This is a genomic window from Nocardioides salsibiostraticola (assembly GCF_054783655.1).
Map to the genome: position 1 here is coordinate 1 of NZ_BAAGQD010000014.1, position 12776 is coordinate 12776.

General features: G+C 68.9%; 15 protein-coding genes and 1 tRNA gene. 14 read left to right on the forward strand and 2 right to left on the reverse strand.

Annotated features, from left to right (window positions below; translation table 11 throughout):
* Nucleotides 1-193: 193 nt before the first annotated feature.
* The 4 genes from eno (at nucleotide 194) to ACYVLV_RS07350 (ending at nucleotide 3558) form a co-directional block, all read left to right on the forward strand.
* A complete protein-coding gene (gene eno, locus ACYVLV_RS07335; RefSeq protein WP_460808894.1) occupies nucleotides 194-1471 on the forward strand; it encodes a phosphopyruvate hydratase in 1278 nt (425 codons plus the stop codon).
* 155 nt (nucleotides 1472-1626) lie between these two features.
* Nucleotides 1627-2121, forward strand: a complete 495-nt coding sequence (locus tag ACYVLV_RS07340) for an FtsB family cell division protein (protein ID WP_460808895.1) — start codon at nucleotides 1627-1629, stop codon at nucleotides 2119-2121.
* Nucleotides 2118-2636, forward strand: a complete 519-nt coding sequence (locus ACYVLV_RS07345) for a DUF501 domain-containing protein (RefSeq protein WP_460808896.1) — start codon at nucleotides 2118-2120, stop codon at nucleotides 2634-2636. The genes ACYVLV_RS07340 and ACYVLV_RS07345 overlap by 4 nt, the downstream gene beginning before the upstream one ends.
* Nucleotides 2629-3558, forward strand: coding sequence for a Ppx/GppA phosphatase family protein (locus ACYVLV_RS07350; RefSeq protein ID WP_460808897.1), 930 nt, complete (start codon nucleotides 2629-2631; stop codon nucleotides 3556-3558). Before ACYVLV_RS07345 ends, ACYVLV_RS07350 begins: the two co-directional genes overlap by 8 nt.
* Nucleotides 3559-3571: 13 nt before the next feature.
* Here the strand turns inward: ACYVLV_RS07350 and ACYVLV_RS07355 are convergent, their stop codons facing one another.
* Entirely contained in the window at nucleotides 3572-3769 is a 198-nt protein-coding gene (locus tag ACYVLV_RS07355) for a hypothetical protein (RefSeq protein WP_460808898.1), read from the reverse strand.
* 182 nt (nucleotides 3770-3951) lie between these two features.
* On the opposite strand from ACYVLV_RS07355, the gene ACYVLV_RS07360 reads away from it, so the two are divergent.
* The 6 genes from ACYVLV_RS07360 (at nucleotide 3952) to ACYVLV_RS07385 (ending at nucleotide 7634) form a co-directional block, all read left to right on the forward strand.
* Complete coding sequence (locus ACYVLV_RS07360; protein ID WP_460808899.1) at nucleotides 3952-4752, forward strand: uracil-DNA glycosylase; 801 nt, start codon at nucleotides 3952-3954, stop codon at nucleotides 4750-4752.
* 61 nt (nucleotides 4753-4813) lie between these two features.
* Nucleotides 4814-5341 carry a glycine cleavage system transcriptional repressor gene (locus ACYVLV_RS07365; RefSeq protein WP_460808900.1) on the forward strand — a complete coding sequence of 176 codons (528 nt, stop codon included), beginning with the start codon at nucleotides 4814-4816 and terminating at the stop codon, nucleotides 5339-5341.
* Nucleotides 5338-5889: a peptide deformylase gene (gene def, locus ACYVLV_RS07370; RefSeq protein WP_460808901.1), complete on the forward strand. Its 552-nt coding sequence runs from the start codon at nucleotides 5338-5340 to the stop codon at nucleotides 5887-5889. The genes ACYVLV_RS07365 and def overlap by 4 nt, the downstream gene beginning before the upstream one ends.
* Nucleotides 5890-5918: 29 nt before the next feature.
* Nucleotides 5919-5991 (forward strand) — tRNA-Leu (locus ACYVLV_RS07375).
* 1 nt (nucleotide 5992) lies between these two features.
* Nucleotides 5993-6643: an SAM-dependent methyltransferase gene (locus ACYVLV_RS07380; protein ID WP_460808902.1), complete on the forward strand. Its 651-nt coding sequence runs from the start codon at nucleotides 5993-5995 to the stop codon at nucleotides 6641-6643.
* 154 nt (nucleotides 6644-6797) lie between these two features.
* Entirely contained in the window at nucleotides 6798-7634 is an 837-nt protein-coding gene (locus ACYVLV_RS07385; protein WP_460808903.1) for a Bax inhibitor-1/YccA family protein, read from the forward strand.
* A gap of 79 nt (nucleotides 7635-7713) precedes the next feature.
* Here the strand turns inward: ACYVLV_RS07385 and ACYVLV_RS07390 are convergent, their stop codons facing one another.
* Nucleotides 7714-8763, reverse strand: coding sequence for an SGNH/GDSL hydrolase family protein (locus ACYVLV_RS07390; RefSeq protein WP_460808904.1), 1050 nt, complete (start codon nucleotides 8761-8763; stop codon nucleotides 7714-7716).
* 51 nt (nucleotides 8764-8814) lie between these two features.
* Between ACYVLV_RS07390 and ACYVLV_RS07395 the strand changes: the two genes are divergently transcribed.
* From ACYVLV_RS07395 to ACYVLV_RS07410, 4 genes are all read left to right on the forward strand, one after another.
* Complete coding sequence (locus ACYVLV_RS07395; protein ID WP_460808905.1) at nucleotides 8815-10221, forward strand: cystathionine beta-synthase; 1407 nt, start codon at nucleotides 8815-8817, stop codon at nucleotides 10219-10221.
* An 80-nt stretch (nucleotides 10222-10301) separates the two neighbouring features.
* On the forward strand, nucleotides 10302-11033 hold the full coding sequence (locus ACYVLV_RS07400; RefSeq protein WP_460808906.1) for a hypothetical protein: 732 nt from the start codon (nucleotides 10302-10304) through the stop codon (nucleotides 11031-11033).
* Nucleotides 11034-11107: 74 nt separating this feature from the next.
* The gene (locus ACYVLV_RS07405; protein ID WP_460808907.1) at nucleotides 11108-11551 is read left to right on the forward strand and encodes a Zn-ribbon domain-containing OB-fold protein; all 444 of its coding nucleotides are present in this window, start codon (nucleotides 11108-11110) and stop codon (nucleotides 11549-11551) included.
* Nucleotides 11548-12765 (forward strand): lipid-transfer protein, encoded by a 1218-nt coding sequence (locus tag ACYVLV_RS07410; protein WP_460808908.1) that lies wholly within the window; start codon nucleotides 11548-11550, stop codon nucleotides 12763-12765. Before ACYVLV_RS07405 ends, ACYVLV_RS07410 begins: the two co-directional genes overlap by 4 nt.
* Nucleotides 12766-12776 lie beyond the last annotated feature (11 nt).

Here is a 12776-nt window from a genome sequence, read left to right on the forward strand (position 1 = left end):
CGGTTTCTGGTCCTTCGACAGTTCAGAAACCTAGACAGAGAGCGGCGTGCGCCTCGTTAGACGCGCTTACCGCACCCACACATGCATCAGAAGAGCCCGACTCGATCGACTTCTCGACGCCTCTGCCTAGACCAGTCGGTCGGGGTTGCCATTAGGCTGGCCGGAATCTTCCGTCTCACCCCAGGAGCACAACATGGCAGCCATCGAAGCCGTCGGCGCCCGCGAGATTCTCGACTCGCGCGGCAACCCCACCGTGGAGGTCGAGGTGCTGCTCGACGACGGCACGTTCTCCCGGGCTCTCGTGCCCAGCGGCGCCTCCACCGGCGCGTTCGAAGCGGTCGAGCTGCGTGACGGTGGCGACCGCTACCTCGGCAAGGGCGTCCAGAAGGCGGTGGACGCGGTGATCAACACCATCGCTCCCGCCATCGAGGGCCTGGACGCCGATGACCAGCGGGTGATCGACCAGACGATGTTGGACCTCGACGCCACCCCGAACAAGGCCAACCTGGGCGCCAACGCGATCCTGGGCGTCTCCCTCGCCGTGGCCCGCGCGGCCGCTGACTCCGCCGGGCTCCCGCTCTACCGGTACGTCGGTGGCCCCAACGCCCACATCCTTCCGGTGCCGATGATGAACATCCTCAACGGCGGGTCGCACGCGGACTCCAACGTGGACATCCAGGAGTTCATGATCGCGCCCATCGGGGCCCCGACGTTCCGTGAGGCGCTGCGCATGGGTGCCGAGGTCTACCACGCACTCAAGGGCGTCCTGAAGGAGCGCGGTCTGGCCACCGGTCTCGGCGACGAGGGCGGGTTCGCGCCCGACCTCGAGTCGAACCGGGCCGCGCTGGACCTGATCGCCGTTGCCGTCGAGAAGGCCGGCTACACGCTGGGCACCGATATCGCCCTCGCTCTCGATGTCGCCGCCAGCGAGTTCTGCAACGACAACGTCTACACCTTCGAGGGCGTCAGCAAGTCCGCCGACGAGATGAGCGCCTACTACGCCGACCTCGTTGCGGCGTACCCCATCGTCTCGATCGAGGACCCGCTGGACGAGGACGACTGGGCCGGCTGGAAGGCGATGACCGACCTGCTGGGGGACAAGACCCAGATCGTCGGCGACGACCTGTTCGTCACCAACGTCGAGCGGCTGCAGCGCGGCATCACCGAGGGGCAGGCCAACGCGCTGCTCGTCAAGGTGAACCAGATCGGCTCCCTGACCGAGACCCTGGACTCTGTCGACCTCGCCCACCGCAGCGGCTACCGGTGCATGATGAGCCACCGCTCGGGGGAGACCGAGGACACCACGATCGCCGACCTGGCGGTGGCCACGAACTGCGGCCAGATCAAGACCGGCGCGCCGGCACGGTCCGAGCGGGTGGCGAAGTACAACCAGCTGCTGCGGATCGAGGAGGAGCTCGGCGACGCGGCGCGCTACGCCGGTGCTGCTGCCTTCCCGCGTTATCAGGGTTGAGCACGGCACAATCAGCGTGGTGAGCGCCCAGAAGTCGAGGACCCGGCACGAGTCCGATGCCTGAGAACAAACGCACCCCACGCCCGGCCGGTACGTCGGGTCGTCCCCGTGGGCGATCCGGCCCCGGTCGGTCGACCGCTCCTCGGAGACCCCGTGTGGCTGGCTCGACGTCCGCCTCCCCGGTGGTGAGCGACACCCGGCCGCCCTCCCGGGTGACCGGGCGGGCCGTCGTACTCGTGCTGGTGCTGGCTGTGCTGATGGTGTCCTACGCCTCGTCCATGAGGGCCTATCTCCAGCAACGTGCGGAGATCGGGAAGCTGAAGGAGACGATCAGCGAGCGCGCCGACAACATCGACGCCCTCGAGCGCGAGAAGCGTCGCTGGCAGGACCCGGGGTTCGTTCGGACCCAGGCGCGTGAACGGTTCGGCTACCTGATGCCGGGTGAGACCGCGTTCGTGGTGCTCGACGAGTCGGGGCTACCGCTGGAGCGTCAGTCCGAGCTGTCCGACCCCGAGACCGTCGGTGATCGGACCCCGGAGGCGTTCTGGAACGACGCCTGGGAGTCGATGAAGTTGGCCGGGAACCCGCCGAAGATCGCCAAGCCACCCGCGAACGAGATCGACGGCTCGTCGAGCCCGTCCGGACAGTGAGCGAAGCCAACGCGGGAGTGGAGCCCGCCGACGTCGCCGCGATCCACGCCCAACTCGGGCGCCCACCCCGCGCCATCCACGCGGTGGGTCACCGCTGCCCGTGCGGCAACCCCGATGTCGTCACCACCGAGCCACGGCTGCCCAACGGCACGCCGTTCCCGACCACCTACTACCTCACCTGCCCGAGGGCGGCCTCGCTGATCGGCACCCTCGAGGGGTCCGGGTTGATGAAGCAGATGCAGGCGCGCCTGGGCGAGGACCCCGAACTCGCGCAGGCCTATCGGGCGGCTCACGAGTCCTACCTGGAAGCGCGCGCAGAGCTCGGGGAGGTCCCCGAGATCGAGGGAATCACCGCCGGGGGGATGCCTGACCGCGTGAAGTGTCTCCACGTGCTGGCCGGTCACTCGCTGGCAGCCGGCCCCGGAGTCAATCCGTTGGGCGACGAGGTACTCGAACTCCTGGGGGAGTGGTGGGCGTCGGGACCCTGCGTCTCCGCCGAGCCGACCGATGACTGAACGCATCGCGGCCATCGACTGCGGCACCAACACCGTCAAGCTCCTCATCGGTGACGCGGAGGACGGCGAGATCACCCCACTGGTGCGCGAGGCGCGGATGGTGCGACTCGGCCAGGATGTGGACCGGACCGGTCGGCTGGCCGATGAGGCCCTGGCCCGCACCTTCGCCGCGATCGACGAGTACGCCGTCCTGATCGACCAGCATGAGGTCGCCAGGATCCGCTTCTGCGCCACCTCGGCCACCCGCGACGCTGCCAACGCCGAGGACTTCTCGGCCGGGGTCGAACGACGGCTAGGGGTCCGCCCCGAGGTTCTCACCGGGGTCGAGGAGGCAGCGCTTGCCTTCGCTGGGTCGGTCGGACGGGTCGTCGGCCCGCTGGAGGGCACGGTGCCCGGCCCGGTGCTGGTCGTGGACATCGGTGGCGGATCGACCGAACTGATCCTCGGGCAGGGCCTCGAGGTGCTCGCCGCCCACTCGATGGACATCGGATCGGTCCGACTCCACGAACGACACCTCGCCGACGACCCCCCGACCGCCGCGCAGGTCGCCGCCTGCGTCGCGGACATCGAAGCCGCCCTGGACGCCAGCCCGGTCTCCCCGTCCGAGGCCGGCGCGGTGATCGGGGTCGCCGGGACGATCACCACCGTCGCGGCTGGGGTACTGGCCCTGCCGGCGTACGACCGCGACCTGATCGATCAACAGGTGCTCACCGTGGACGATGTCCACCGGGAGGTGGCCGGACTCGTGGCGATGTCGGTCGAGGAGCGTCGTGCGCTCCCGTTCATGCATCCGGGTCGCGCCGACGTCATCGACGCTGGGGCATTGATCCTCTCTCAGGTGTTGCGCCGAGTGACGGTGGACTCGATGCGGGTCTCCGAGTCCGACATCCTCGACGGGATCGCTCTCTCCCTGGCCCGGTGACTCGGCGTGAGGGTCAGCGCTCGTCGGCGCGGTGATGCGCGGGTCGCTTGCCGTGGAGGGCGGCCCGAGGGGTGACTCCGTGCTGCACCGGATGGTCGTCGGCGACCTGGCGGGCACCGTAGATGCGTAGCCCCAAGAACGCTCCGGCGGCCACGACCACCAGGAACGACATGAGAGCGATCAGGAAGGGTGCTTCGTACATCATCGACATGGGCTCGTCCTTTGCGTGAGTGCTGCTCGTGCCTTCGACGCTACGACCGAATCGCCTCACCAACTCTTACCGAGCGGTGACGCAGGTCGAGCCGATCGGTGAGTCGGCGCAAGTTTTCGAAGTAGCGCCGACTCGGGCCGTTTCCGGCGTCAAGATGCGCCGACTCGGCGATAGTGGGTGGAGTGAGCGACGACAAACTGCCGCACCCGGCAACCGGAGAGCTGTACTCCTCGCCGGTGGAACCCGGGAGCGGCTGGCCCGGGGATCCGACCGACGAGCCCGCTGTGGGGCAGGGGGACGCGCTGGCTCGGCTTGGCGCGGACATCAGTACCTGCCGACGCTGCCCCCGCCTGGTCACCTGGCGTGAGGAGGTGGCGCGAGACAAGCGGGCGTCGTACGCCGGGGAGCCCTATTGGGGTCGACCGATCGCGGGATGGGGGTCACCGGATCCGCGGGTGCTGATCATCGGACTCGCGCCGGCCGCTCACGGCGCCAACCGCACCGGTCGGGTGTTCACCGGCGACCGTTCAGGGGACTGGCTCTTCGCCAGTCTGCACCGCGTGGGTCTGGCCAATCAGCCCACCAGCGTGCACGCCGCAGACGGGCTGGAACTCATCGACGCCCGGATGATCGCCACCGTGCGGTGTGCGCCCCCGCAGAACAAGCCGACCACCGCCGAGCGCGACACCTGCGCACCCTGGCTGGACGCCGAGCTCGCGCTGGTCTCCGACCGAGCGGAGTACGTCGTGGCGCTCGGCGCCTTCGGGTGGGACGCGGCGCTGCGCGCGTTGCGGAGCGCGGGCTGGGACGTGCCGCGACCCAAGCCGAAGTTCGGGCACGGGGCGGAGGCAACCATCGGCGCTCCGCACGGTCCGATCACCCTGCTGGGGTGCTACCACCCGAGTCAGCAGAACACCTTCACCGGCAAGCTGACCGAGGCGATGCTCGACGACGTCCTGGGGAGGGCCGCCGCCCGGCACTGACAGCACGGGGCTGACATGATGTGGCCATGACTCGTCCTGGACTGCTCACCCGGCGCGCCGCATGAGCCTGCACGCCATCACCGTTCTGGGCCACGACCGCCCAGGCATCATCGCCGAGGCGACCGGGGCCGTCTCGAACCTCGGATTGAACCTCGAGGACTCGACGATGACCCTGCTGCGAGGGCACTTCGCGATGATGCTGGTCTGCTCCGGCCCCGCACCGGCGGGCGCGATCGAAGAGGCATTGGCCACCCTCACCGAGGACGGGACCCTGTCGGTGTCCGTGCGCGAGGTCCCCGATGAACTGCCGGGGCCGTTGGACTCTTCACACCCCACCGCCTGGGTGCTCAGCGTGCACGGCGGCGACCGTCCCGGCATCGTCTCGGCCGTGGTGCAGGAGGTCGCGCGGGTCGGTGGGAACATCACCGATCTGACCACGCGACTGGCCGGCGAGTTGTACGTCCTGATCGCCGAGATCGAGATGCCGGCGGGAGTCGACATCGACTCCCTCCAGCGGTCCCTCGAGGAGGTTGCCGCCTCGCTCGGGGTGGGGGCCACCCTGCGAGCCGCCGAGACCGACGAACTGTGAGCGAACGTCTGCGCGAGTGGACCGAGGCCGAACTGCAGGTGAAGGGTCGGGTGCTGGACGTCGTACGCGCGCCCGCTGCGGTCCTGTCCACGCGCGGCAGGGAGGTCGATCCAACGGACCCCGAGACGATCCAACTCGCCGCCGACCTGGTGGCGACGATGCGGGTCAGCCCCGGGTGCGTCGGGCTTGCGGCACCCCAGATCGGGGTGGACGCGCAGGTGTTCTGTGTCGATGTCACCGAGCATCCGAAGACCCGCACGATGCACGGAACCTTCGTCCTGTGCAACGCTGCGATCGTGGAGTCCTCGCGCAACGAGAAGGCCCGGGAAGGGTGCATGAGCGTTCCCGACCTGACCGGCGACGTGAAGCGAGCCTCCCGGGTGACCGTCACCGGTCGCCTACCCCTGACCGGTGAGGAGGTCACGGTGCAGACCGACGCCTTCGAGGCGCGCGCCCTGCAGCACGAGATCGACCACTGTTCGGGCCTGCTGTTCCTGGACCGAGCCGCCGGAGCCCACGCGATCCACGCCCGACGCACCTATTTGTGAATCACCGATGACGATCGCCTGATCGTCCCGCCCCCGTATCCCAACGGCAGAGGAAATCGCCTTAAAAGCGACTCAGTGTGGGTTCGAGTCCCACCGGGGGCACATGAGCCACAACGAGCACGACCAGCACGAGCATGCCGACTTCTACAGCCAGGCCACGTGGGACGCCCGCTACTCCGAGACCACCCGGATCTGGAGCGGTGAGCCCAACCGCCGGCTGGTCGAACAGGTCGCCGCGCTACCCGTCGGGCGGGCCCTGGACATCGGCTGTGGGGAGGGCGCCGACGCGGTGTGGTTGGCCCGGCAGGGCTGGTCGGTGACCGCGCTGGACGTGTCGGAGGTGGCGCTGGACCGCACCCGACAGCACGCCGAGGAGGCTGGTCTGGCCGATCGCGTTCAGTCGGCGCACGTCGACCTGATGGCGGGTGAGCCGATCCCGGGCACCCATGACCTCGTCTCCGCCTTCTTCATGCACGTGCCCGAGGACGTGTTCGCAGGGTTCCACCAGCGCCTGGGGGCAGCCGTGGCGCCGGGGGGCCACCTGCTCGTGGTCGGTCATCACCCCGACGACCTCGACTCCGGCGTACGCCGCCCGCACGGTCCGGCCATGCTGTTCACCCCCGAGCAGGTCGTGGCGGCTCTCGACCCGGTGGAGTGGTCGGTGGTGGTGGCCCAGGCGCAGGCCCGCGAACAGCAGGGCCCCGACGGTCCGGTCACCGTCCGCGATTCGGTCGCCCTCCTGCAGCGGCATTGACGCAGGTCACACCCCCGGGTCGGGCAGATCCCGGCCCTTTCGGGAACGTCTGAGGGTCCTTCTGCGTTGTACCCACTGTCAGATGACTAGACTGGCGAACCACCTCGGTGAGGTGTCAGCAAGAGTTCCACCCCCCGGCCTCCAAGGAGAGACCATGCGTAGCAACAACCCCGTCTTCAGCCGCTCCGAGCAGTTCAGCGGTCGCAGCGGTTCGGCCTACCCGACCAACGATCCTTCCGCCTGGGGCGTGGGCGCTCCGGGCACCCCCGGAGCCCCGACCCAGCAGACCCCCACCGGTCCGATGACCATGGACAGCGTCGTGCAGAAGTCCGCGATGACGCTGGGTGTTGTGGTGATCGCCGCCTTCGCGACCTGGGTGCTCACCCCGGACATCACGTCCTCGGCGTCCCTCGGCCCGCTGTACGGCGCCCTGCTTATCGGATCCCTCGGCGCCTTTGCGCTGTCGATGGTGAACTCCTTCAAGCGTGTGATCAGCCCCGCTCTGGTCCTGGCCTTCGCCGTCCTCGAGGGCGTTTTCGTCGGTGCCTTCAGCAAGGTGATCGACACCCAGTTCTCCTCCGGCGGCTCCGGCAGCCTGGTCGTCCAAGCGGTGATCGGGACCTTCGCGGCCTTCGCCGGGACGCTCACGGCGTACAAGGTCTTCAACATCCAGGTCGGCGACAAGTTCCGTCGTGGAGTCATGGCCGCCATGTTCGGCATGATCGCCCTTGGTCTGCTGGAGATGGTCCTGGGCGCCTTCGGTAGCCAACTCGGACTCTTCGGCTTTGGCGGCCTCGGTCTGCTCATGGCCGTCGCCGGTCTCGTGCTCGGTATCTTCATGCTGATCCTGGACTTCGACTTCATCGAGAAGGGCATCGCCAACGGCCTGCCCGAGCGTGAGTCGTGGCGTGCGGCGTTCGCGCTGACCGTCAGCCTGGTCTGGATCTACACCAACCTGCTGCGCATCCTGGCCATCCTTCAGCAGGACTGACCAGCACGCAGCACGAACCAACCTGAACTGAGTCGAAGGCCCCGGGGAGACCCGGGGTCTTTGCCATTTCGATTAGCGGTTAGTCGGTGCTCGGAGCCTCGGGTGAGGTCGACTCCGCCGTGTCCTCGTCGTGCTCGGAGGGGGCAGTGCCAGCGGTCTGGGCGCGACGGCGGCGGTGCCGCAGCTCCACCCAGAGTCCGCGCACCCCGCGCCGGTTGCCGCCGACCTCGGTTCCGCCGAGTTCGGTGCCGGGTTCGTTGACGGCCTTGAGGGCGGCCCGGGTGACCGGCATGACGCCTTCCCCACGGTAGGTCGCCGGTGCGGTCTCCTCCTCGGGCGCCAGGCCCAAGGCAGCGAGGAGCGAGGGGATGAGTGCGCTCGCCAACGCCTGGTAGCCCGCGGCCGAGGGGTGGAACTGGTCCGGGCCGAAAAGCAATGCGGGGGCGGCGGCGAACTCCGGTCCGAGCATCGAGGCCAGCGAGACGGTGCGGCCACCCTCCTCGAGGACAGCGATGGTCTGGGCGGCGGCCAGCCGACGCGACCAGGCGCGGGCGACCTGCTTGAGCGGCGGAGCGATCGGTTTGACGGTCCCCAGGTCCGGGCAGGTGCCGACGATGACCTGGACGTTGCCGGCGTGCAGGCGGCGTACGGTCTCGGAGAGGTGACGCACCGACTGGGACGGTGGGGTCAGCGTCTTCACGTCGTTGCCGCCGATCAGGATGATCGCGGCGTCCGGCTCGATGAGCAGCGCGCGATCGGTCTGTGCGCCGAGGGCGTAGGACTCAGCGCCCACGACACAGAACGACTTCAGGTAGACCCGGCGGTTGGCGTGCTCGGCCAGGCCGCTGGCCATCAGCGCTCCGGGAGTCTCCTCGACCCGGTCCACGCCGTACCCGGCCGCGCTGGAGTCGCCGATCAGGGCGACCTTGAAGGCTGGGCCCGGTCGACCGCGGCCGTACCAACCGGTGGGGTCGGGAGGGGGTATGTCGCTGACCTCACCGATCGCTCGCCGAGCCAGTTTGGCCTCCGCGGTCAGGACGCCGTAGATCGCGCCGCCCAGTAAGGACAGTCCACCCCCGCCGTACGCCGCTGCCGCGGCGAGCTTGCGCGCCGCACCTTCTCTACCCACGGGGGTCACCCTAGTGGGGGCGATTCATGTGGGTGCGCCTACATTGAAGGAGTGCAGTACGTCACCTCACTCCTGGACCTGATCGGCAACACTCCGCTGCTCCAACTCGAGCGGACCCTGGACCTCGCCGAGGAGGTGGAGAGCCCCGAGAACGCCCCGCTGGTGTTGGCGAAGGTCGAGTACCTCAACCCCGGCGGGTCGGTGAAGGACCGCATCGCGACCCGGATGATCGAGGCGGCCGAGGCCTCGGGCGAGTTGCAGCCGGGCGGCACGATCGTCGAGCCCACCTCGGGCAACACCGGCGTCGGTCTGGCGATGGTGGCTCAGGCGAAGGGCTACCACTGCATCTTCGTGTGCCCCGACAAGGTCAGCGAAGACAAGCGCAACGTCCTGAAGGCCTACGGCGCCGAGGTGGTCGTGTGCCCCACCGCCGTGGCCCCCGAACACCCGGACTCCTACTACAACGTCTCGGACCGGCTGTCCTCCCAGCCCGGGGCCTGGAAGCCCGACCAGTACTCCAACCCGCACAACCCGCGCTCCCACTACGAGACCACCGGTCCGGAGATCTGGGCCCAGACCGAGGGCAAGGTCACGCACTTCGTCTGTGGGGTCGGCACCGGCGGCACGATCAGCGGGACCGGCCGCTTCCTGAAGGAGCAGAACCCCGACATCCAGATCATCGGCGCCGACCCGGCCGGCTCGGTCTACTCCGGCGGCACCGGACGCCCCTACCTCGTCGAGGGCGTGGGGGAGGACTTCTGGCCCGACACCTACGACCGGTCGATCGCCGACCGGATCATCGAGGTCTCCGACGCCGACTCCTTCGCCTTCACCCGCCGCCTGGCTCGCGAGGAGGCCCTGCTCGTCGGCGGGTCCTGCGGGATGGCGGCGTACGCCGCGCGCCAGCTCGCCCACGAACTGGCCGGCACTCCCGAGGGCAAGGATGCGGTGATCGTGGTGCTGTTGCCGGACTCCGGCCGCGGCTACCTCACCAAGGTGTTCAACGACCAGTGGCTCGCCCAGTACGGCTTCGACTCCGGCCAGGGCACGTCCTCCCAGACGGTGGGCGAGGTGCTGCGCGGCAAGTCCGGCGGCCTGCCGGAGTTGGTGCACACCCACCCCAGCGAGACCATCGCCGAGGCGGTCGCGATCCTGCGCGAGTACGGCGTCTCCCAGATGCCGGTGGTGCTGGCCGAACCGCCGATCGTGGCCGCGGAGGTGGCGGGTTCGGTCTCGGACCGTGCCCTGCTCGATGCCCTCTTCGCCGGGACGGCCAAGCTGACCGATCCGGTCGAGGACCACATGTCGGGCCCGCTTCCGACGATCGGGTCCACCGAGGACGCCCGCGATGCCGTCAAGATGCTGGGCCACGAGGACGCCGTACTGGTCCAGGAGGATGGCAAGCCGATCGGTGTGCTCACCCGACAGGACCTGCTCGCCTTCCTCGCTCGGGTCTGACCCTTGTCGCGGAGTGACGGGATCGCCGGAAACCGGGCGCGCTCGATAAACGCTGAGCGTGACCGACTGATCGAGAATTGATGCGCGGCTCCGCCCGCTCCGCGGGAGCGGTCCTCGCGCTCGTGCTCGGACTCGTGGGCTGCACCGGTTCCGCTGAGCCGGTCGAGCCCACCTCCGGCGCATCAGTGGAGTCGCCGTCTCCGACCGCCTCGGGGGAGCCCGAGGCGTGTGCGCCTCAGATCGCGGAGGAGGATCTCGGGGTCTTCCAACAGGGCCGCCTGCCGGGGGACGAACCCCTGAAGGGTGCGCAACTGCGAGTGGGCGCCGAGGACGAGCCGCAGGCCCTGGTCCTTGCTTTCATCAGTGTGCTGCTGCTCGAACGGGCGGGGGTAGAGGTCACGGGTGTCGTGGTTCCCGAACCGCGTGGCTTCAGCGAAACCGCGGTCCAGCAGCAGCTGCGCTTCAATGGGATCGACACCGCCTGGGACCGGCTGCGCGACTCCGGCTTGCGCAACCTGCCATCGGACGCCGATCGCTGCACGCTCTACCGCGCCATCGACAAGATCGACTACGTCTCCAACGACCGCAAGTGGCTCGAACCGTCGCCGGATGGTTTGAGTCCCTTGGTGAGGGAGGACGTCTACCTCGCCTACGGCCGGGCCTTCGACGACCTGTTTGCTCCCGTCACCGAGGCGCTCGACGATCCCACGGTGCAGGCTCTCGCTGATCGCGTTCGCGCGGGCTCCGCGCCACGCATGGTTGCGCGAGACTTTCTCCGGGATATCGGGCTACTCCCAGGCGTTCTCGTCTGATTGCTGGTCCAGCGGTTGTCGGCATGACACATTCGCTAGAGTGAGAACACGTTCTACTTTTGCGGAGGCGCTTGATGACGACTATCACCCCAGCGATCGAGGGCTGGTTCACCACCGGTGACGCACCGGCCCTGATCGGCTCTCGATGCACCGTCTGCACGACGGTCTACTTTCCGCCGGTCCCGGCCGATTCGTTCTGCCGCAACCCGACCTGCGACGGCGAGGCCTTCGAGGCCAGCGAACTGTCGCGACGCGGCACGATCTGGTCCTACACCGACGCGCAGTACCAACCGCCCCCGCCGTACATCTCGGCATCGGAACCCTACGAGCCCTTCGCCCTGGTCGCGGTGGAACTGCCCGAGGGTCTCGTGGTCCTCGGCCAGGCTGCTGCAGGGGTCACCACCGCCGACCTCACCGTGGGGCACGACGTCGAGTTGGTCGTCGAGACGTTGAACACCGACGAGACCGGCGAGCGCCTCATCTGGCGCTGGCAGCCCGTGACAGGAGCAGACGCATGAGCACGCACCGAGAAGCGCGAACCGCCGAGAGCAGTGTCGCTGTCGCCGGGGTCGGCATGCACCCATGGGGCAAGTGGGGCAAGAACTTCGTGACCTACGGCGTCCACGCGGCCCGCGCCGCTCTCGCCGACGCGGGGATCCCGTGGACCGACGTCGAGATGATCGTCGGTGGTGAGACCGTCCGCAACGGCTACGGCGGGTACGTCGCCGGCGCCACCTTCGCCCAGGCCCTCGGCTGGAACGGCGCCCGGGTCGCCACGTCGTACGCCGCCTGCGCCACCGGCGCCCAAGCCCTCGACACCGCTCGCTCGCGGATCCTCGCGGGACAGTGCGACGTCGCCCTGGTCGTCGGTGCCGACACCACGCCCAAGGGATTCCTCGCCCCCAACGCGGGCGAACGCTGGAACGACCCCGACTGGCTGCGCTTCCGCCTGCTCGGGATGACCAACCCGGCGTACTTCGCGCTCTACGCCCGGCGACGGATGGATCTCTACGGGGCCACCAGCGAGGACTTCGCCGCGGTGAAGGTGAAGAACTCCAAGCACGGTCTGAGCAACCCCAACGCGCGCTACCGCAAGGAGGTCAAGGCCGGTGATGTCCTGGCCAGCGCGATGGTGTCCGACCCCCTCCACCTGCTCGACATCTGCGCGACCTCCGACGGGGCGGCTGCGGTGGTGCTCACCAGTGCGGCGTACGCGAAGAAGCACGGGCTGAGTAACCCGGTCCGCGTTCGGGGCATCTCGACCGTCACCCCGACCTTCCCCAACACGGTGCTCGACATGCCGAACCTATCGACGGACTCCAGCGCCGTGGCCGGTATCCCCGATCGGACCTTCAAGGAGTCGATCGCCGACGCGGTGTACGAAGAGGCGGGGATCGGTCCGGAGGATGTGAGCCTCGCGGAGGTCTACGACCTGTCGACCGCCCTGGAGCTGGACTGGATGGAGGACCTCGGCCTGTGCGGGCGAGGTGAGGCCGAGTCGCTGTTGCGGGCCGGTGAGACCACGATCGGTGGTCGGATCCCCGTCAATCCGTCCGGTGGGCTGGCGTGCTTCGGTGAAGCCGTACCCGCCCAGGCGCTGGCTCAGGTGTGCGAGTTGACCTGGCAGTTGCGCGGGCAGGCGGAGGGTCGCCAGGTGGAGGGCGCCACGGTGGGCATCACAGCCAACCAGGGTCTCTTCGGACACGGCTCCTCAGTCCTCCTGAGCGTCTGAGGTCCGGCGTC

What these genes read in the sequence shown, in the direction of transcription:
- ACYVLV_RS07380 (WP_460808902.1), top strand. Translation starts at nt 5,993, where the DNA reads ATGAGCCACAACGAGCACGACCAGCACGAGCATGCCGACTTCTACAGC.
- ACYVLV_RS07355 (WP_460808898.1), bottom strand. Translation starts at nt 3,769, where the DNA reads ATGTCGATGATGTACGAAGCACCCTTCCTGATCGCTCTCATGTCGTTC.
- ACYVLV_RS07405 (WP_460808907.1), top strand. Translation starts at nt 11,108, where the DNA reads ATGACGACTATCACCCCAGCGATCGAGGGCTGGTTCACCACCGGTGAC.
- ACYVLV_RS07385 (WP_460808903.1), top strand. Translation starts at nt 6,798, where the DNA reads ATGCGTAGCAACAACCCCGTCTTCAGCCGCTCCGAGCAGTTCAGCGGT.
- ACYVLV_RS07365 (WP_460808900.1), top strand. Translation starts at nt 4,814, where the DNA reads ATGAGCCTGCACGCCATCACCGTTCTGGGCCACGACCGCCCAGGCATC.
- ACYVLV_RS07350 (WP_460808897.1), top strand. Translation starts at nt 2,629, where the DNA reads ATGACTGAACGCATCGCGGCCATCGACTGCGGCACCAACACCGTCAAG.
- eno (WP_460808894.1), top strand. Translation starts at nt 194, where the DNA reads ATGGCAGCCATCGAAGCCGTCGGCGCCCGCGAGATTCTCGACTCGCGC.
- ACYVLV_RS07410 (WP_460808908.1), top strand. Translation starts at nt 11,548, where the DNA reads ATGAGCACGCACCGAGAAGCGCGAACCGCCGAGAGCAGTGTCGCTGTC.
- ACYVLV_RS07400 (WP_460808906.1), top strand. Translation starts at nt 10,302, where the DNA reads ATGCGCGGCTCCGCCCGCTCCGCGGGAGCGGTCCTCGCGCTCGTGCTC.